At 69.0% G+C, this 15,310-nt stretch carries 23 protein-coding genes; 8 read left to right on the top strand and 15 right to left on the bottom strand.

The genetic code is table 11. The features are described from left to right. Nucleotide 1: 1 nt before the first annotated feature. The gene (locus tag ACX12L_RS12335; protein WP_459262851.1) at nucleotides 2-1,231 is read left to right on the top strand and encodes a PLP-dependent transferase; all 1,230 of its coding nucleotides are present in this window, start codon (nucleotides 2-4) and stop codon (nucleotides 1,229-1,231) included. Nucleotides 1,232-1,343: 112 nt separating this feature from the next. Continuing rightward, the gene (locus ACX12L_RS12330) at nucleotides 1,344-2,159 is read left to right on the top strand and encodes a DUF2189 domain-containing protein (protein WP_459262850.1); all 816 of its coding nucleotides are present in this window, start codon (nucleotides 1,344-1,346) and stop codon (nucleotides 2,157-2,159) included. Nucleotides 2,160-2,172: 13 nt separating this feature from the next. Here the strand turns inward: ACX12L_RS12330 and ACX12L_RS12325 are convergent, their stop codons facing one another. Further along, complete coding sequence (locus ACX12L_RS12325) at nucleotides 2,173-2,820, bottom strand: arylesterase (RefSeq protein WP_459262929.1); 648 nt, start codon at nucleotides 2,818-2,820, stop codon at nucleotides 2,173-2,175. 24 nt (nucleotides 2,821-2,844) lie between these two features. Here ACX12L_RS12325 and ACX12L_RS12320 point away from each other — a divergent pair, with 24 nt between their 5' ends. Then, nucleotides 2,845-3,567, top strand: coding sequence for an ABC transporter ATP-binding protein (locus ACX12L_RS12320; protein ID WP_459262849.1), 723 nt, complete (start codon nucleotides 2,845-2,847; stop codon nucleotides 3,565-3,567). 30 nt (nucleotides 3,568-3,597) lie between these two features. Here the strand turns inward: ACX12L_RS12320 and sstT are convergent, their stop codons facing one another. Then, nucleotides 3,598-4,809 (bottom strand): serine/threonine transporter SstT, encoded by a 1,212-nt coding sequence (gene sstT, locus ACX12L_RS12315; RefSeq protein WP_459262848.1) that lies wholly within the window; start codon nucleotides 4,807-4,809, stop codon nucleotides 3,598-3,600. A gap of 150 nt (nucleotides 4,810-4,959) precedes the next feature. Between sstT and rlmB the strand changes: the two genes are divergently transcribed. After that, nucleotides 4,960-5,706 carry a 23S rRNA (guanosine(2251)-2'-O)-methyltransferase RlmB gene (gene rlmB / locus ACX12L_RS12310; protein WP_459262847.1) on the top strand — a complete coding sequence of 249 codons (747 nt, stop codon included), beginning with the start codon at nucleotides 4,960-4,962 and terminating at the stop codon, nucleotides 5,704-5,706. A gap of 6 nt (nucleotides 5,707-5,712) precedes the next feature. Here rlmB and ACX12L_RS12305 read toward each other — a convergent pair whose 3' ends face one another. The 6 genes from ACX12L_RS12305 to ACX12L_RS12280 form a co-directional block, all read right to left on the bottom strand. Beyond that, the gene (locus ACX12L_RS12305; RefSeq protein ID WP_459262846.1) at nucleotides 5,713-6,171 is read right to left on the bottom strand and encodes an SRPBCC domain-containing protein; all 459 of its coding nucleotides are present in this window, start codon (nucleotides 6,169-6,171) and stop codon (nucleotides 5,713-5,715) included. Nucleotides 6,172-6,177: 6 nt separating this feature from the next. Continuing rightward, nucleotides 6,178-6,561 carry a VOC family protein gene (locus ACX12L_RS12300; protein WP_459262845.1) on the bottom strand — a complete coding sequence of 128 codons (384 nt, stop codon included), beginning with the start codon at nucleotides 6,559-6,561 and terminating at the stop codon, nucleotides 6,178-6,180. 122 nt (nucleotides 6,562-6,683) lie between these two features. Then, a complete protein-coding gene (locus ACX12L_RS12295; RefSeq protein ID WP_459262844.1) occupies nucleotides 6,684-7,169 on the bottom strand; it encodes a VOC family protein in 486 nt (161 codons plus the stop codon). A gap of 41 nt (nucleotides 7,170-7,210) precedes the next feature. Continuing rightward, a complete protein-coding gene (locus ACX12L_RS12290) occupies nucleotides 7,211-7,657 on the bottom strand; it encodes an SRPBCC family protein (RefSeq protein WP_459262843.1) in 447 nt (148 codons plus the stop codon). A 32-nt stretch (nucleotides 7,658-7,689) separates the two neighbouring features. Beyond that, on the bottom strand, nucleotides 7,690-8,142 hold the full coding sequence (locus ACX12L_RS12285) for a VOC family protein (protein ID WP_459262842.1): 453 nt from the start codon (nucleotides 8,140-8,142) through the stop codon (nucleotides 7,690-7,692). 58 nt (nucleotides 8,143-8,200) lie between these two features. Beyond that, complete coding sequence (locus ACX12L_RS12280) at nucleotides 8,201-8,554, bottom strand: DUF1428 domain-containing protein (RefSeq protein ID WP_459262841.1); 354 nt, start codon at nucleotides 8,552-8,554, stop codon at nucleotides 8,201-8,203. An 83-nt stretch (nucleotides 8,555-8,637) separates the two neighbouring features. On the opposite strand from ACX12L_RS12280, the gene ACX12L_RS12275 reads away from it, so the two are divergent. Further along, nucleotides 8,638-9,309, top strand: coding sequence for a TetR/AcrR family transcriptional regulator (locus ACX12L_RS12275; RefSeq protein WP_459262840.1), 672 nt, complete (start codon nucleotides 8,638-8,640; stop codon nucleotides 9,307-9,309). Nucleotides 9,310-9,315: 6 nt separating this feature from the next. Then, the gene (locus ACX12L_RS12270; RefSeq protein WP_459262839.1) at nucleotides 9,316-10,083 is read left to right on the top strand and encodes an SIR2 family NAD-dependent protein deacylase; all 768 of its coding nucleotides are present in this window, start codon (nucleotides 9,316-9,318) and stop codon (nucleotides 10,081-10,083) included. Here the strand turns inward: ACX12L_RS12270 and ACX12L_RS12265 are convergent. Both ACX12L_RS12265 and ACX12L_RS12260 read right to left on the bottom strand, forming a co-directional pair. After that, the gene (locus ACX12L_RS12265; RefSeq protein ID WP_459262838.1) at nucleotides 10,060-10,653 is read right to left on the bottom strand and encodes a chromate transporter; all 594 of its coding nucleotides are present in this window, start codon (nucleotides 10,651-10,653) and stop codon (nucleotides 10,060-10,062) included. The two genes, ACX12L_RS12270 and ACX12L_RS12265, sit on opposite strands and share 24 nt — an antisense overlap. Nucleotides 10,654-10,655: 2 nt before the next feature. Then, on the bottom strand, nucleotides 10,656-11,246 hold the full coding sequence (locus ACX12L_RS12260; protein ID WP_459262837.1) for a chromate transporter: 591 nt from the start codon (nucleotides 11,244-11,246) through the stop codon (nucleotides 10,656-10,658). A gap of 216 nt (nucleotides 11,247-11,462) precedes the next feature. Between ACX12L_RS12260 and ACX12L_RS12255 the strand changes: the two genes are divergently transcribed. Continuing rightward, nucleotides 11,463-11,795, top strand: a complete 333-nt coding sequence (locus tag ACX12L_RS12255) for an SMR family transporter (protein WP_459262836.1) — start codon at nucleotides 11,463-11,465, stop codon at nucleotides 11,793-11,795. A 6-nt stretch (nucleotides 11,796-11,801) separates the two neighbouring features. Here ACX12L_RS12255 and ACX12L_RS12250 read toward each other — a convergent pair whose 3' ends face one another. Then, nucleotides 11,802-12,188 carry a hypothetical protein gene (locus ACX12L_RS12250; protein ID WP_459262835.1) on the bottom strand — a complete coding sequence of 129 codons (387 nt, stop codon included), beginning with the start codon at nucleotides 12,186-12,188 and terminating at the stop codon, nucleotides 11,802-11,804. 103 nt (nucleotides 12,189-12,291) lie between these two features. Then, the gene (locus ACX12L_RS12245) at nucleotides 12,292-12,981 is read right to left on the bottom strand and encodes a Bax inhibitor-1/YccA family protein (protein ID WP_459262834.1); all 690 of its coding nucleotides are present in this window, start codon (nucleotides 12,979-12,981) and stop codon (nucleotides 12,292-12,294) included. 218 nt (nucleotides 12,982-13,199) lie between these two features. Between ACX12L_RS12245 and ACX12L_RS12240 the strand changes: the two genes are divergently transcribed. Continuing rightward, nucleotides 13,200-13,607, top strand: coding sequence for a GlcG/HbpS family heme-binding protein (locus ACX12L_RS12240; RefSeq protein WP_459262833.1), 408 nt, complete (start codon nucleotides 13,200-13,202; stop codon nucleotides 13,605-13,607). 227 nt (nucleotides 13,608-13,834) lie between these two features. On the opposite strand, the gene hemP is transcribed toward ACX12L_RS12240, so the two are convergent. The 3 genes from hemP to ACX12L_RS12225 all read right to left on the bottom strand — a co-directional run bounded on the left by hemP (nucleotide 13,835) and on the right by ACX12L_RS12225 (nucleotide 15,298). Continuing rightward, the gene (gene hemP, locus ACX12L_RS12235; protein ID WP_459262832.1) at nucleotides 13,835-14,068 is read right to left on the bottom strand and encodes a hemin uptake protein HemP; all 234 of its coding nucleotides are present in this window, start codon (nucleotides 14,066-14,068) and stop codon (nucleotides 13,835-13,837) included. Nucleotides 14,069-14,161: 93 nt separating this feature from the next. Beyond that, nucleotides 14,162-14,572 (bottom strand): ExbD/TolR family protein, encoded by a 411-nt coding sequence (locus ACX12L_RS12230; RefSeq protein WP_459262831.1) that lies wholly within the window; start codon nucleotides 14,570-14,572, stop codon nucleotides 14,162-14,164. A 6-nt stretch (nucleotides 14,573-14,578) separates the two neighbouring features. Continuing rightward, nucleotides 14,579-15,298, bottom strand: a complete 720-nt coding sequence (locus ACX12L_RS12225) for a MotA/TolQ/ExbB proton channel family protein (protein WP_459262830.1) — start codon at nucleotides 15,296-15,298, stop codon at nucleotides 14,579-14,581. Between the last annotated feature and the right edge of the window lie 12 nt (nucleotides 15,299-15,310).

Here is a 15,310-nt window from a genome sequence, read left to right as displayed (position 1 = left end):
CATGACCCAGCCATCCGCTCCCGACCTCCGCACCCGGCTCATCCACCACGGCTACCGCCCGCCCGCGGGGTTCGAGGCGCCGCAACCGGCGGTGCACAAGGCGTCCACCGTCATCTTCCCGAACGTGGCCGCCATGCGCGCGCGCGAGTGGAAGGACAAGAGCAGCTACACCTACGGCCTGCACGGCACGCCCACCACCTACCAGCTCGAAGAGCGCCTGGCGACGCTGGAGGGCGGCCGCCAGTGCCTGCTGGCGCCCAGCGGCCTGGCGGCCATCGCCACCGTGTCGCTGGCCCTGCTGCGGCATGGCGACGAGGTGCTGATCCCGGACAACGCCTACGGCCCGAACAAGGCCCTGGCCGAGGTGGAGCTGCGCCACTACGGCATACGGCACCAGGTCTACGACCCGCTCGATCCGGCCGACCTGGCCGCCAGGATCACCGACGCGACGCGGCTCGTGTGGCTGGAGGCGCCGGGTTCGGTAACGCTCGAGTTTCCCGACCTGCCCGAGCAGGTGCGCATCTGCCGCGCGCGCGGCGTGACCTCGGCGCTGGACAACACCTGGGGCGCGGGCCTGGCCTTCGCGCCGTTCGACCTCGTGGGCGACGGCCAACTGGGCGTGGACATCAGCGTGCATGCGCTCACCAAATACCCCAGCGGCGGCGGCGACGTGCTCATGGGCAGCATCACCACGCGCGACGAGGCGCTGCACCTGCGCATCAAGCTCGCCCACATGCGCCTGGGCCTGGGCGTGGGCGCGAACGACGTCGAGGCCGTGCTGCGCTCCCTGCCCAGCATGGCGCTGCGCTACCGCGCGCACGACGTGGCGGCGCGCTCCCTGGCGCAGTGGATGGGCACGCAGGCGCCCGTGGCGCAAGTGCTGCACCCGGCGCTGCCGGGCTCGCCCGGCCACGAGCACTGGCGCGCCCTGTGCGGCAGCGCCGGCGGTCCCGAGGGCGCCGCGGCGGGCCTGTTCAGCGTGGTCATTGATGCGCGCCACACGCAGGCACAGGTGGATGCGTTTTGCGACGGCCTGCGTCTGTTCAGGCTGGGCTACAGCTGGGGCGGGCCCATGAGCCTGGTGGTGCCCTACGACCTGCCCGGCATGCGCGAGCGCGCCACGCCGCACCTCGAGGCCGGCACGGTGGTGCGCTTCGCGGTGGGGCTGGAGGCGGTGGAAGACCTGCGCCAGGACCTGGCGCAGGCCATGGAGCGCGCCTTCGCCGGCTGACGGGCAGGCTCGGCCGGCGGCTGCCGGGGTGGGATTTCCTTGATGTCCAGCAAGACCGGGGCTGGTTATCGTGGGCGTACTTCCACCGCCGCCGCGCCGCCGGCTTGCCGCCATGACCGATTCCCCCGCGCCTGTATCCGCCAGCGCCCCTGCGGCCCCCCTGGTGCTCACCCCTCTGGGGTGGCGGGACCCGTTCCGCTGGCTTGCCAGGGGCCTGCGCGACGTGGCGGCGGCGCCCGGCATCGCCCTGTTCTATGGCGGCTGCTTCTGGCTCATGGCGCTGGTGCTGGGCTGGGTGTTCCGGGCCAGTCCCGAATACACCATGTCGCTGGTCAGCGGCTGCCTGCTCGTGGGGCCGTTCCTGGCCATGGGGCTGTACGAAACGAGCCGCAGGCGCGAGCTGGGCCTGCCGCCGCAACTGGGCGAGTCCATCACCTGCTGGGACAGCCACATGGGCAGCATGGGCATGCTCGTGCTCGTGCTCGTCGTGCTGGAACTGCTGTGGGGCAGGGCGTCGCTGGTGGTGTTCGCGGTGTTCTTCAACACCGGCATGCCTTCCACCACGGGCGTGGTGCAGGCGATTTTCAACCCTGGCAACTGGCAGTTCATCGCCGTCTACCTGCTGGTGGGAGGGGTGTTCGCGGCCCTGGTGTTCTCCAGCACGGTGGTGTCCATTCCGATGATCCTTGACCGCGACACCGACGCGCTGACGGCGGGCATCGCGAGCATGCGCGTGGTGCTGGAAAACCCCGCGGTGATGCTGCTGTGGGGCGCCCTCATCACGGTGCTCGTGGTGTTCTCGCTGTGGGCCTGGGGCGCGGGGCTGCTCCTGGTCGGGCCGGTGCTGGGCCATGCCAGCTGGCACGCCTACCGCGCGGCCGTGGCCGCGCCTGCTGCCGCGGCGCCACAGCCCCAGGGTGGCGGCTGACGGCGCAACCGGCCTACAGCAGCTTGCGGAGCTGCGGCCACACGTTGTCGAGCATGCGCGGATGCGCCTCGGCGCGTGGGTGGATGCGGTCGGGCTGGAACAGCGCCGTGGAGTCCGGCACGTCGGCAATGCCATGCAGCAGGAACGGCACCAGCGGGACCTTGCGTTCCTTGGCCACGGCCTCGAACAGGGCGGCGAAGCGGCGTGCGTAGTCGGCGCCGTAGTTGGGCGGCATCTGCATGCCCACCAGCAGCACGCGCGCGCCGGCGGCCTGTGACTGCTCGACCATCCATGCCAGGTTGTCCCGGGTGTTGGCCAGGGGCAGGCCGCGCAGCGCGTCGTTGGCGCCCAGCTCGAGCACCACGTGCGTGGGGCTGTGCTGCTTAAGCAGCGCAGGCAGTCGTGCGCGGCCGCCGGCCGTGGTGTCGCCGCTCACGCTGGCGTTGACCACCGTGGCGCCGATCTTTTCCTGAGCCAGCCGCTTCTCCAGCAGCGCCACCCAGCCGCTGCCGCGCGGCAGGCCGTATTCGGCGCTGAGCGAGTCGCCCACCACCAGGATCACGGGGGGCCTGGCGGCGGCCTTGCGGCCCTGCTGCGCCAGCGCGGGCGCCGTGCCGAGCAGGGCCAGGGCGCCGGCCGCGATAAAGTCACGCCGAAACATACGCATCACTGTCGAGATCCTTTCATGTCCGAAACCTTCGCCGCTGCGGCAGCAGCCAACGCTTCCGAGCCGTCCGTGCCCCCAGAGCCCATCATCGCAGTGGAGCATGTGCACAAGTCCGTCACCGACTCCACGGGTACGCTGGAGATTTTGCGGGATATCGATTTCCGCCTCGCGCCGCAGGAGACCGTGGCCATCGTCGGTGCCTCGGGCTCGGGCAAGAGCACGCTGCTGTTCATCATCGCGGGGCTCGATACGCCCACGCGCGGCACGGTGCGGCTGGCGGGGCAGGACCTGTTCGCGCTGGACGAGGACGAGCGCGCCGCGCTGCGCGCGCGCCAGGTGGGCTTCGTGTTCCAGAGCTTCCAGCTCCTGGGCAACCTCACGGCGCTGGAGAACGTGATGCTGCCGCTGGAGCTGGCCGGCAGCCGCGACGCGCGCCGCCGCGCGGCCGACATGCTGGGCCGCGTGGGCCTGGGCCAGCGCCTGTCGCACTATCCCAAGGTGCTCTCGGGCGGCGAGCAGCAGCGCGTGGCGCTGGCGCGCGCCTTCGTGGTCGAGCCGGCCGTGCTGCTGGCCGACGAGCCCACGGGCAGCCTGGACTTCGCCACCGGCGAGACCATCATGGAGCTGATGTTCGCCCTCAACCGCGAGCAGGGCACGACGCTGGTGCTGGTCACGCACGACCGCGCCATTGCCGCGCGCTGCGACCGGCGCATCACCATCGAGGCCGGGCGCCTGGTGTAGCGGCACGCCAGGAACGGCATCCAGGCCGTTTCAGGCGCGCCGGGGCGCCATGCAGGCCGCCGCCGTGAACAGCACGTCGGTGGACGAATTGAGCGCCGTCTCGGCCGAGTCCTGCAGCACGCCGATGATGAAGCCCACGCCCACCACCTGCATGGCCACGTCGTTGCCGATGCCGAACAGGCTGCAGGCCAGCGGAATCAGCAGCAGCGAGCCTCCGGCCACGCCCGAGGCGCCGCAGGCGCAGACCGAGGCCACCACGCACAGCAGCAGGGCCGTGGGCACGTCCACATGGATGCCCAGGGTATGGGCGGCGGCCAGCGACAGCACGCTGATGGTGATGGCGGCGCCCGCCATGTTGATCGTGGCGCCCAGCGGGATGGCGATGCTGTAGGTCTCTTCGCTCAGGTTCAGGCGCTTGGCCAGCGCCATGTTGATCGGGATGTTGGCGGCCGAGCTGCGCGTGAAGAAGGCCGTCACGCCGCTCTCGCGCAGGCAGGTGAACACGAGCGGGTAGGGGTTGCGGCGGATGGTCAGGAACACGATCAGGGGATTGACCACCAGCGCCACGAACAGCATGCAGCCCAGCAGCACGGCCAGCAGGTGCGCATAGCTCCACAGCGCCTGCACGCCCGCCTCGGCGAAGGTGGCGGCCACCAGGCCCAGAATGCCCAGAGGGGCGCAGCGGATCACCCACTGGATCACCTGCGTCACCGCCTGGGCGCCGTCCTGCAGCGCCTCGCGCGTAGCTTCGCTGGCATGGCGCAGCGCCACCCCCAGGGCCACGGCCCAGGCCAGGATGCCGATGTAGTTGGCTTCCAGCAGCGCCTTCACGGGATTGCTGACCATGCTGCCCACCACGTTGAGCAGCACCTCGGACACCGCACCCGGCGCGGCCTGTCCCTGGACGGAGGTCTGGAGCGCCAGGGCGCTGGGAAACCACATGCTCGCGGCCACGCCCACGGCAGCCGCGGCCAGCGTGCCAATGGCGTAGAGCAGCAGGATCGGGCGCATGTGCGTGTTCTCGCCCGGGCGGTGGTTGCTGATGGCCGCCATCACCAGCACGAACACCAGCATCGGGGCGATGGCCTTGAGCGCGGAAATGAAGAGTTGGCCCAGAAACGCCACGGCGGGCGTGGCGGCGGGCCACACGATGGCCAGTGCGGCGCCCAGGATCAGGGCGATCACGATCTGGGTGACCAGGCTGGTGCGCTGCGCCCGGCGCAGAAGGGGGGAGAGGATCATGGTGCTAGCGATGAGGAAACGGGAGCCGCGCGTACCTGCGGGGTAAGCAGGCGGGGCGCTTGCGCCATGGCGGGTGGCCAGGGGGCTCGTGGAGCGTTCGGGGCGCGATTCTAAGGATGCCGGGCCGGCAAGCCCGGATAATGTCCCTCCATGTCCTCCCCCAAAGTCCTGTTCGGCTTCCATGCCGTGGGCGTGCGCCTGAAGACCGCGCCGCAATCCATCATCGAGGTGTATTACGAGGCCACGCGCCGCGACGCTCGCATGCGCCAGTTCCTTGCGCGCGCCAAGGAGGCGGGCGTGCGCCTGATCGAGGCCGACGGCCTGCGCCTGGCCAAGCTGGCGGGCAGCCACGGCCACCAGGGCGTGGCCGCGCGCGTGCAGGCCGTGGCGCAGCTGCATTCGCTGGACGACCTGCTCGACCAGCTGGAGGCCGACGGCGTGGCGAACCCGCTGTTGCTGGTGCTCGACGGCGTGACCGATCCGCACAACCTGGGGGCCTGCCTGCGCGTGGCCGACGGAGCGGGCGCGCACGCCGTGATAGCGCCCAAGGACCATGCCGTGGGAATCAACGCCACTGTGGCCAAGGTGGCCAGCGGCGCGGCCGAGACCGTGCCGTACTTCATGGTCACCAACCTGGCGCGCACGCTGGGTGAGCTCAAGGAACGCAACATCTGGGTCATCGGCACCAGCGGCGATGCCGACAAGACGCTCTACCAGGTGGACCTGAAGGGCCCCGTCGCGCTGGTGCTGGGCGCCGAGGGGCCGGGCATGCGCCAGCTCACGCGCAAGACCTGCGACGAACTCGTAAGCATCCCGATGAAGGGGGCGGTGGAGAGCCTGAACGTCTCGGTGGCCAGCGCCGTGTGCCTGTACGAGGCGCTGCGCCAGCGCGGCTGACCCGGCTCAGCGCCTGGCCGCAAGGTCGGCCAGCACGGCGGCCAGCCGGTCCAGGTTCTGCTCGTTGCCGGGCACGCAGACGGGTGCCAGGCGCGCGCAGGTCTCGGCGTCCGCGAACGTCTGGTGCCAGCCGATGCGGGTGCCGCCGTCCTGCGGCGCCAAGGTGAGCGCCAGCTCGAACCAGGGCGCGCTGGTGTGCTCGATCACGACGCGCTGGCCCGCCGCGATCTCGGTGAAGCGGCATTCGTTGGCGTAGTCGGTGCCGTCCGGTCCGTGCAGGGTGTGGATCCAGCGTCCGCCCGGGCGGAAGTCGAACGTATGGAAGGTGCTGTGGAAGCCGGCCGGCCCCCACCAGCGCGAGATCAGGCGCCAGTCGGCAATGGCGCCGAATACGGCCGCAGGCGAGGCAGCCAGCACGCGCGTGGTGCAGAGCGTGCGGATCTCGCTGGATGCTGCAGGGCTCATGGCGGTTCACTGCATGGAATGCAGGCCGATGCAATTGCCTTCGGTATCGACCACGAGGGCGATGTGTCCGTGCGGCGCAATGGAAAACTTGGGCCTGGACACCTGGCCGCCCGCGGCTTCGACGCGGCCCTGCTCCACGGCGCAATCGTCGCAGGCGAAGTACACCAGCGTGCCGCCGCCCGAGGGAACGCCCTCCATCTTGACCAGCGCTCCGCTTGCGCCCATGGTGCCCATGTCACCGGGAAAGGACAGCATCTGCAGGCCGCCGTCCGGCCCGGCGGGCGCCGCCAGCGGTTGCAGCGTGCACTGGAATACCGTCTCGTAGAAGCGCCGCGCGCGCTCCATGTCCTGCACATAGATTTCGAACCAGACGACGGGATTGGGTTTCATTTGTGGCTCCTGGGTGACTGGGGGGATCGATCAGGCGCGCGGGTGGCGGTCGATGGGGGCTTTGACGGAGGCGTCAGCGGTGATCGAGCGGGGCCGGCAGGGCATTCGGCCTGGTACCCGCCTCACCCGCGGCACGCCGCCTCGATGGCGGCGATGTCGATCTTGCGCATCTGCATCATGGCGTCGAACGCACGCTTCGCCGCCGCGCGATCGGGGCCGGTGACTGCCTCGGTCAGGGCCACCGGCGTGATCTGCCAGGAAATGCCCCATTTGTCCCTGCACCAGCCGCACACGCTTTCTTCGCCGCCGTTGCCGACGATGGCATCCCAGTACCGGTCGGTTTCCGCCTGGTTGGAGGTCGCGACCTGGAACGAGAAGGCTTCGCTGTGCTTGAACGCGGGGCCGCCGTTGAGCCCGAGGCAGGGGATCCCCATGACCGTGAATTCGACGGTCAATACATTTCCTTGCTTGCCGGATGGAAAGTCGCCCGGGGCGTGGTGGATCGCGCCGACCGACGAGTCGGGGAAAGTCCGGGTGTAGAAGCGCGCGGCCTCCTCGGCGGCGCCGTCGTACCAAAGACAAATCGTATTCTTCGCGGGTTTCGTCATTTCGCTTCTCCACACCCTTGCAGGCCAGCGCACACGCACATTCAGTCTGGAATGTCCGGCTCCACGAGCGCGGCCAACTGGGCGAGGGATTCCTGCCAGCCCAGGTAGCACATCTCCAGGGGGATGGCCTGCGGGATGCCTGCCTGGGCGATGCTCAGTTCCGTGCCGCAGGCCACCGGCTTGAGCCTGACCGTGACCTCCAGCACGCCGGGCAGGTTCGGATCGTCAAACCGGTCCGTGTAGCGGACGAGCGCGCCCGGGACGAGTTCAAGGTACTCGCCCGAGAACGAGTGCCCGTGGCCTGTGCCGAAATTGTGGAACGACATGCGGAACGTGCCCCCGGCGCGGGCTTCCAGGTGATGCACCTTGCAGGTGAAGCCATGGGGCGGGAGCCATTTGGCCATGGCGTCGGCCTCCAGGAAGGCCCGGTAGACCTTCTCGGGCCTGGCGCGCAGCACACGATGGAGATGGACGGTTCGGTCGGACATGGGGACTCCTCGGGTGGGTTGGTGCATGGGGATCAATGCTGCGCCGTCACGTTCACCATCCACGGCGTGCCGAAGCGGTCGCGCACCATGCCGAAGCCGGGCGACCAGAACGTGGCCGCGTACGGCATCACGACCTGCCCGCCGTTGCCGAGCGCGTCGAACAGGCGCTGCCCTTCGGCCGCGTTGGCGGCCTGGATCGACACCCACAGGCCTTGCGGCAGCTGGTAGCCGCCGCCGCACAGGGCGGGGTCCTGCCCCGGCACGGCCGGCATGGCGTCGGAGCCCATCAGCGACTGCCCTTCGGTCTGCAGGTGCACATGCATGATGCGGCTCCTGGCCGATTCGGGCAGCGCCGGCATGCCCTCGGAGGCCGGCATCTCGCCGAAGGTGCTCTGGTGGACGATGGTGCCGCCAAACAGCCTGGCGTAGAAGGCAAAGGCCTCGGCGCAGTTGCCGTCGAAATTGAGGTAGGGGGTGAACTGCATGCGTGTCTCCTGAGGATGGGGTTTGCAAATGGCGTGGGTGGTGCGCAATGCCGCCAGGCTAAGCACTCACCAGCACGCGAAAGCCGCCGTAGATCAGGCGCTTGCCGTCGAACGGCATGTCCTTGGGGCCGCGAGGGTCGTCCATGAAGGCTTTCATGCCGGCATCGCGCGCCGCGCGCGAGGGCCAGGCCACCCATGAGAACACCACGGTCTCGTCGTCCTTGCGTTGCACGGCCATGGGCATGGACGTGAGCTTGCCCTCGGGCACGTCGTCGCCCCAGCACTCCACGAACTCGGTGGCGCCGTGTTCCTTGAAGAGCTGCGCTGCCTCGGTGGCGAGCCGGCGGTAGGCTTCCTTGTTGGCGGTGGGGACGGCGAGCAGAAAACCGTCGACGTAGCTGTCGGACTTCATGATGCGGCTCCTTTGTGGACGGTGTACACTTATACGCGCATCACGATCGAAAATGAATCGTGTCCATGTAAAACCTAGTAAGAATGCCGAACGAGGATCCAAGCCCCGTCCGCAGCACCTACCGCCACGGTGATCTGCGGCGCGCATTGCTCGATGCGGGCGTTGCGCTGGCGCGCGAGGGCGGCCCGGGTGCCGTCGTGCTGCGCGAGGCCACGCGGCGCGCAGGCGTGGTGCCCAATGCGGCGTACCGGCATTTCCAGAGCCACCAGGTCCTGCTGGAGGCAGTGCGCGCGGTAGCGCTTTCCGAATTGGCGCGCGCGATCGAGGCCGAGATCGACGCCACCCGGCGCATGCGCGATCCGCGCCGGCGCGCGCGCGCGGCGTTCTGCGGCGTGGGCCTGGGCTATTTGCGCTTCGCGCGGCGGGAGCCCGGCCTGTTTCGCACCGCATTCGCGGCGCGGCCCTTCGACGTGAACGAACGCGCCCCGCATGACGGCGCGGCGCGCGGCGCCAGCGGCATGGACCCGTTCGAGCTGCTGTGCCACACGCTCGACGGCATGGTCGAGGCCGGCCTGCTGCCGCCCGCGCGCCGTCCGGGGGCCGAGTTCCTGGCCTGGTCCGCCGTGCACGGCATGGCGATGCTGGTGCTCGACGGCCCCCTGCGCGGCCTGGACGAGGCCGGATGCCAGGCGCTGGCCGAGCGGCTGGTCGCGATGGTCGAGCAGGGCCTGCTGGCCGAGGCTTCGGTACGATGAGCCACTATGCACGATAGCCCTCCAGCCGTCCTCGACGAGGCCCGCGCCTGGCTGCGGGACGCGCGCCGCGTCGCGGTGCTGACCGGCGCCGGCGTCAGCGCCGAGTCGGGCGTGCCCACGTTCCGCGATGCGCAGACCGGCCTGTGGGCGCGCTTTCGGCCCGAGGACCTGGCCACGGAGCAGGCCTTCCGGCGCAACCCCGGGCGCGTCTGGGACTGGTACGCCGAGCGGCGCGAGAAGCTGCTTGGCGTGCAGCCCAACGCCGGCCACCACGCGCTGGCGGCGTTCGCGCGGCGCGCGCCGGGCCGGCTCACGCTGATCACGCAGAACGTGGATGGGCTGCACCAGCTGGCGGGCAGCGAGGGCGTGCTGTGCCTGCACGGCAGGCTTGCGGACGACCGCTGGCTGGATCACCCGCGCCCCTGCTGCGATCTGGCCCGGGCCGTGCCGGGCCGCCCGCCGCGCTGCGCCGGCTGCGGCAATCTGGTGCGCCCCGGCGTGGTCTGGTTTGGCGAGGCCCTGCCGACGCAGGCGCTGGATGCGGCGCAGCAGGCCGTGCAGGCCTGCGATGTGATGCTGGTGGCGGGTACGGCCGGCGCCGTCTATCCGGCCGCCGGCCTGGCGCACCAGGCGCGGCAGGCCGGTGCGCGCGTGGTGGTGCAGAACATCGGGCCGAGCGAGCTCGACGGCATTGCCCATGCCGTGCTGCGCGGGCCGTCGGCGCAGCTGCTGCCCGCGCTGCTCGGCGTCTCAGACCCAGCCCAGCGCGCCTAGCAGCGCACCCGCGCCCAGCAGCCACAGCAGGTGGATGCGCGTGCGCCACACCAGCAGCGTGGTGGCGGCGGAGAGCAGCCACAGCGGCCAATCCCGCGCCGGGTCGCCGTGGGCGCTGCCCAGCACCCAGGCCGTGGCCAGTATCAGCCCGATCACCAGCGGCGCCATGCCTTGCTTGAAGGCCCGCACCGAACGGCGCTCGCGGTTGCGGTGCGCCCAGCGCGTGGCGGCCCAGGTCAGCAGGCTGCTGGGCAGCATGACCCCCGCCATGCACACGGCCACGCCCAGTGCGCCGGCGGCCCAGGCCATGTGCGTGCCGTCGCCCGTGTTCAGGCCCACGTTCCAGCCCAGCAGAGCGATGAACAGCACGTTCGGGCCGGGCGCGGACTGGGCGATGACGATGGATGTGTTGAACTGCACGTCGGTGAGCCAGCCCTGGCGCTCCACCAGGAAGCGGTGCATGTCCGGCGCCGTGGCGATGGCGCCGCCCACGGCCAGCAGCGAGATCGACAGGTAGTACAGGAACAGGTTCAGCCAGTCCACGGGCTGCAGGTTCAGTGCAGTGGCCATGATCAGGCTGGGAGCTTGCGCCACGTGAGCGCGCAGGCCGCGCTGCCCACCACGGGCAGCACCCAGGCCAGCGGCAGGCGCAGCACGCTCATGGCGGCAAAGGTGGCCACGACGATCAGGCCGCAGGGCAGGGGCCCCAGCGGGTGCCTGCCCAGCGCCGCCGCCAGCCGGCAGCCCACGCCCGCGACCAGGCCTGCCGCCACCGCGCCCATGCCGCGCAGCGCGCCGACCACCATGGGGTGCGTGGCAAAAACCGCATACACGGCGGCCACTGCCACCACGAGCAGCATGGGCAGCAGCAGCATGCCCACCACGGCCACCAGGGCGCCGCGCGCACCGAAATGGCGGTCGCCCACCATGATGGACAGGTTCACCACGTTGGGGCCGGGCAGTATCTGCGCGGCGGCCCAGTCCTCCATGAATTCCTCGTTCGTCATCCAGCGGCGGCGATCCACCAGCTCGCGCTGCACCACCGCCAGCACGCCGCCAAAGCCCTGCAGCGCCAGCCAGGTGAAGGCCCAGAACAGTTCGCGCAGGCTGTGCGGGCGCGGGCGTTCGCCGATGGAAGAGGTATCGATGGAGGCGGTGGGCATGGCAGGCGCTGCGAAGCACGCCATGGTACGCGGGCGGGGCCCTGGCCGCCGCGCAGGGGCCATCGCCGAATGCGATGCGGCCATCAGCCGGGGCGATGGGGTGGCGATGGACGGGTTCGGTTAAGAGGGAAATACCCATGCAGCACTTATCCAATAAGCGCTGCAAGCTATCATTTTGATATTCCAACGACTGACGGCGAAGCGGCGGCACCCACCATGCACCCCTACATCCTGCTCGGCATCTCCATAGCGGCGGAGGTCGTCGCGACCACGGCCCTGAAGTCCTCACAGGGGCTCACGCGCCTGTGGCCCGCCGTGCTGGCCGTGCTGGGCTATTGCGTGGCCTTCTACCTGGTTTCCAAGGTCATGAACCACATGGCCACGGGCGTGGTGTACGCCGTCTGGTCGGGGCTGGGCATCGTGCTGATCTCCCTCGTGGGCTGGCTGCTCCACGGGCAGAAGCTGGACCTGCCGGCCATCGTGGGCATGGCCATGATCGTGGGCGGGGTGCTGGTGATGCAGCTCCTGTCCAAGACCGCAGGGCACTGAGTTCGGTCAACCACGGTTGCGGGAGCTGCGGGGCTGGGGCTCGGCATCGTCCTCGCTGGCGCGGGGAGCGGCGGCGGGTTTTTTCTCCAGTTGCGTGAGCACCGAGGGCGCGCCCTCGATCTTGTTCTCGCGCATGTACTGGTCCATCTCCTTCCAGCCCGCGAACACCATGGCCTTGGATGCCTTGGGGTTGAGCGTGAAGCAGTCCTCCAGCCCGCGCAGGGCGTGGCGGCAGGCCCCGCCTATGGCTTTGGCTTCGGCCTCGCGCTGCGCGATGCGTGGGTCCGGGCCCAGCCCCGGAATCTCGCAGCCAGCCAGGGCCAGCAGCGCGGCGGCGGCGAAGGCGGCACGAAGGCAGGCAGCAAGGCGGGGGCGTTGGCGAGGTGGCAGCATGTACACCTGATATCGGCAGCGGACACGGCAAATTGAGGCCAGCAGCCCAGAAAAAAGCCCCGGGGGAAGCCGGGGCCTGGTGAAAAGGGGCGCTGACAGGTATTCAGTCGCGCTCGCCGCCCATGATGCCCAGCAGGGCCAGCAGGCTCTGGAAGACGTTGAACAGGTCCAGGTACAGGGCCAGAGTGGCGCTGATGTAGTTGGTCTCGCCGCCGTCCAGGATCTGCTTCAGGTCGTACAGCATGTAGGCGCTGAAGATGCCGATGGCCGCCACCGAGATCGCCATCATGCCTGCCGACGAGCCCACGAACACGTTGACGATGGCGCCTACCATGAGCACCAGCGCGCCCACGAACAGCCATTTGCCCATGCCCGAAAGGTCGCGCTTGATCACGCTGGCCAGGCTTGCCATGACGAAGAACACGCCTGCCGTGCCGGCGAAGGCCGTCATGATCAGGTCGGTGCCGTTCTTGAAGCCCAGCACCATGCCGATCAGGCGCGAGAGCATCAGGCCCATGAAGAAGGTGAAGCCCAGCAGCACGCCAATGCCGGCGGCGGACTGCTTGGTCTTTTCGATGGCGAACATGAAGCCGAAGGCGCCGCCCAGGAACACGATCAGCCCCAGCCCGCCGCGCAGCGACTCGGTGATGCCCGTGGCCACGCCCAGCCATGCGCCCAGCACCGTGGGCACCAGGCTCAGTGCCAGCAGCCAATAGGTGTTGCGCAGCACGCGGTGGCGCTGCTCCTGCGACAACGCATAGCCCGGGCCGATACTGGTGATTTCAGTGCTCATCTGGTTTCTCTCCTGAATGGCCTGCATGGTGCAGGCCGAGGCATTCTAGATGCGGGTGCCGGACGCCCGATGCAATACCCGCGCGCCATCCCGTACTTAAACAGATGGATTCTTTTGCCCCGCGAAGGTTCATTGGCGCGGCGTGCCGGGTCTATGCTTCACGGGCCTGCGCGCGGTGCGCCGCGCGCGTTCCTTTCATCCATTGCAGGATTTGCCGCATGAAAACCAAACCCGAGCTCGAACTTGCCGACGTGAAGCTGATCGCCGCCGCCGCCGAGGCAGAGGCCCTGAAGAACCAGTGGGCCGTGACCATCGCCATCGTGGACGATGGCGGCCACCTGCTGTGGCTGCAGCGCCTCGATGGCGCGCCGGCCATCTCCGCGCACATCGCGCCGGCCAAGGCCCACACCGCCGCCCTGGGCCGCCGCGAGAGCAAGGGCTACGAGGACGTCGTCAACGGCGGCCGCACGGCGTTCCTGAGCGTGCCCACCGTGCAGGGCCTGCTGGAGGGGGGCGTACCCATCATGAAGGGCGGCCAGTGCCTGGGCGCCGTGGGCGTGAGCGGCGTGAAGTCCAATGAAGACGCGCAGATTGCGCGCGCGGGCATCGCGGCCATCGGCCTGTAATCGGCCCGGTATCCGAAGATTCCTTTTTTGATAGCTGGCAGCGCTTGATGGACAAGCGCTGGAGCCCGAAAAAGCCAAAAAACCTTCGAATGGCAAAAAACCGGCCTTGCGCCGGTTTTTTTGCGGGTGGGTGGTGGGTGAAAAAAAGCCTGGCTACGCGGGCATGCCCGTTGGCTGGCCAATACGACCCTTGGGACCGAGGTCCTGGAGTCGCCCCACGATGAAACCTATTTCGTCAGAATCAGTTTGCCGAGCTTGGTGGCCTGCAGGCGGTAGCTGGCGCCGTTGTGCACGATGGTCACGGCTTTGTGGCCGCGCAGCAGGGTTCTGCTGTCGACGGCCATGCCGCCTGCCTGCATGTCTGCCGCCGGGCCATTGAAGTAGCCGACGGAGGCATTGCCGGTATTGCGCAGGTGCGAGGCGGGCAGGGCAGAAGAGGGGATGGTCAGCTCGGCGTGCATGATGATCGTCAATCCGTTTTGGATATTTGAATGATAATCATTATCGTTTGTGTGTCAAGTGTTTTCTTTACTGATCCGCGAACGGTGCGTGGCTTACTGACCGGGGTCGGTTACGAAGCCGATCTTGCGCACGCCGGCGCGCTGCGCGGCCGACATGGCCTGGGCCACGCGTTCGTAGCGCACGTCCTTGTCGCCGCGGATGTGCAGGTCCGGCTGCGGATCCTTGCGCGCCTCGGCCTGCAGGCGCGGTTCCAGTTCCTCGTCGCTGATGCTCGATTCGTTCCAGTGGTACTTGCCATCGGCCGTGACCGACAGGCGGATGGTTTCCGGCTTGACCACCTCGCGCTCGTTGGACGCGCGCGGCAGGTCCACGGGCACGGCATGCTTCATCACGGGCACGGTGATGATGAAGATGATCAGGAGCACCAGCATGACGTCCACCAGCGGCGTCATGTTGATCTCGTTCATCACCTCGTCGGCGTCGTCCTGGGTACCGAAAGCCATGGCACGTCAGCCTTTCTTGATGGGCAGCACCTTGGCCGCAGCGTCGCCCTGCACCGTCACGCGCGCGCCGGTCACGAAATAGGCGTGCAGGTCGTGGGCAAAGCTGTTGAGGCTGCTCAGGATGGATTTGTTGCCGCGCACCAGGGCGTTGTAGCCCAGCACGGCCGGAATGGCCACGGCCAGGCCCAGGGCGGTCATGATCAGCGCCTCGCCGATCGGGCCGGCCACCTTGTCGATCGTGGACTGGCCCGACGCGCCGATGGCCACCAGCGCATGGTAGATGCCCCAGACGGTGCCGAACAGGCCGATGAACGGTGCCGTTGAGCCCACCGATGCCAGGATGGCCAGGCCCGACTGCAGGCGGGCGGTGAATTCGTCGATGCAGTTGCGCAGGCAGCGCGTGACCCAGTCGCTCACGTCCAGGCTGTCGTGCAGATGGGCCTGGGTGTTGCGGTGGTGCGCCGTGGCCTCGCGCCCCTCCAGCGCCAGGTGGCGGAAGGGGTTCGCCGGGTCTGCGCCCAGCTTGGACAGGCCGGCGGCGAAGTCCTCGCTGTGCCAGAAGTCGCGCGCCCGGCGTGCGTGCTTCTTGTACCTGACGATGTCCAGTGCCTTGATGACGATGACGATCCATGATGCCAGCGACATGCCCAGCAACAGCACGGCGACGGCACGCGTGACGAAGTCGCCCTGTATCCAGACGTTGGCGATGCCGAAATGCGATTCCATGAAAACTCCCGG

The sequence above is a fragment of the Alicycliphilus sp. T452 genome (assembly GCF_054512775.1).
The sequence above is the reverse complement of the archived record's forward strand: the minus strand, read 5'-3'. Positions and strand labels throughout refer to the sequence as shown.

What these genes read in the sequence shown, in the direction of transcription:
- ACX12L_RS12305 (WP_459262846.1), bottom strand. Translation starts at nt 6,171, where the DNA reads ATGAGCCCTGCAGCATCCAGCGAGATCCGCACGCTCTGCACCACGCGC.
- ACX12L_RS12335 (WP_459262851.1), top strand. Translation starts at nt 2, where the DNA reads ATGACCCAGCCATCCGCTCCCGACCTCCGCACCCGGCTCATCCACCAC.
- ACX12L_RS12290 (WP_459262843.1), bottom strand. Translation starts at nt 7,657, where the DNA reads ATGTCCGACCGAACCGTCCATCTCCATCGTGTGCTGCGCGCCAGGCCC.
- ACX12L_RS12280 (WP_459262841.1), bottom strand. Translation starts at nt 8,554, where the DNA reads ATGAAGTCCGACAGCTACGTCGACGGTTTTCTGCTCGCCGTCCCCACC.
- hemP (WP_459262832.1), bottom strand. Translation starts at nt 14,068, where the DNA reads ATGCACGCCGAGCTGACCATCCCCTCTTCTGCCCTGCCCGCCTCGCAC.
- ACX12L_RS12285 (WP_459262842.1), bottom strand. Translation starts at nt 8,142, where the DNA reads ATGCAGTTCACCCCCTACCTCAATTTCGACGGCAACTGCGCCGAGGCC.
- ACX12L_RS12295 (WP_459262844.1), bottom strand. Translation starts at nt 7,169, where the DNA reads ATGACGAAACCCGCGAAGAATACGATTTGTCTTTGGTACGACGGCGCC.
- ACX12L_RS12230 (WP_459262831.1), bottom strand. Translation starts at nt 14,572, where the DNA reads ATGGCTTTCGGTACCCAGGACGACGCCGACGAGGTGATGAACGAGATC.
- ACX12L_RS12320 (WP_459262849.1), top strand. Translation starts at nt 2,845, where the DNA reads ATGTCCGAAACCTTCGCCGCTGCGGCAGCAGCCAACGCTTCCGAGCCG.
- ACX12L_RS12265 (WP_459262838.1), bottom strand. Translation starts at nt 10,653, where the DNA reads ATGGCCACTGCACTGAACCTGCAGCCCGTGGACTGGCTGAACCTGTTC.
- sstT (WP_459262848.1), bottom strand. Translation starts at nt 4,809, where the DNA reads ATGATCCTCTCCCCCCTTCTGCGCCGGGCGCAGCGCACCAGCCTGGTC.
- rlmB (WP_459262847.1), top strand. Translation starts at nt 4,960, where the DNA reads ATGTCCTCCCCCAAAGTCCTGTTCGGCTTCCATGCCGTGGGCGTGCGC.
- ACX12L_RS12330 (WP_459262850.1), top strand. Translation starts at nt 1,344, where the DNA reads ATGACCGATTCCCCCGCGCCTGTATCCGCCAGCGCCCCTGCGGCCCCC.
- ACX12L_RS12260 (WP_459262837.1), bottom strand. Translation starts at nt 11,246, where the DNA reads ATGCCCACCGCCTCCATCGATACCTCTTCCATCGGCGAACGCCCGCGC.
- ACX12L_RS12255 (WP_459262836.1), top strand. Translation starts at nt 11,463, where the DNA reads ATGCACCCCTACATCCTGCTCGGCATCTCCATAGCGGCGGAGGTCGTC.
- ACX12L_RS12275 (WP_459262840.1), top strand. Translation starts at nt 8,638, where the DNA reads ATGCCGAACGAGGATCCAAGCCCCGTCCGCAGCACCTACCGCCACGGT.
- ACX12L_RS12325 (WP_459262929.1), bottom strand. Translation starts at nt 2,820, where the DNA reads ATGTTTCGGCGTGACTTTATCGCGGCCGGCGCCCTGGCCCTGCTCGGC.
- ACX12L_RS12300 (WP_459262845.1), bottom strand. Translation starts at nt 6,561, where the DNA reads ATGAAACCCAATCCCGTCGTCTGGTTCGAAATCTATGTGCAGGACATG.
- ACX12L_RS12245 (WP_459262834.1), bottom strand. Translation starts at nt 12,981, where the DNA reads ATGAGCACTGAAATCACCAGTATCGGCCCGGGCTATGCGTTGTCGCAG.
- ACX12L_RS12240 (WP_459262833.1), top strand. Translation starts at nt 13,200, where the DNA reads ATGAAAACCAAACCCGAGCTCGAACTTGCCGACGTGAAGCTGATCGCC.
- ACX12L_RS12250 (WP_459262835.1), bottom strand. Translation starts at nt 12,188, where the DNA reads ATGCTGCCACCTCGCCAACGCCCCCGCCTTGCTGCCTGCCTTCGTGCC.
- ACX12L_RS12270 (WP_459262839.1), top strand. Translation starts at nt 9,316, where the DNA reads ATGCACGATAGCCCTCCAGCCGTCCTCGACGAGGCCCGCGCCTGGCTG.
- ACX12L_RS12225 (WP_459262830.1), bottom strand. Translation starts at nt 15,298, where the DNA reads ATGGAATCGCATTTCGGCATCGCCAACGTCTGGATACAGGGCGACTTC.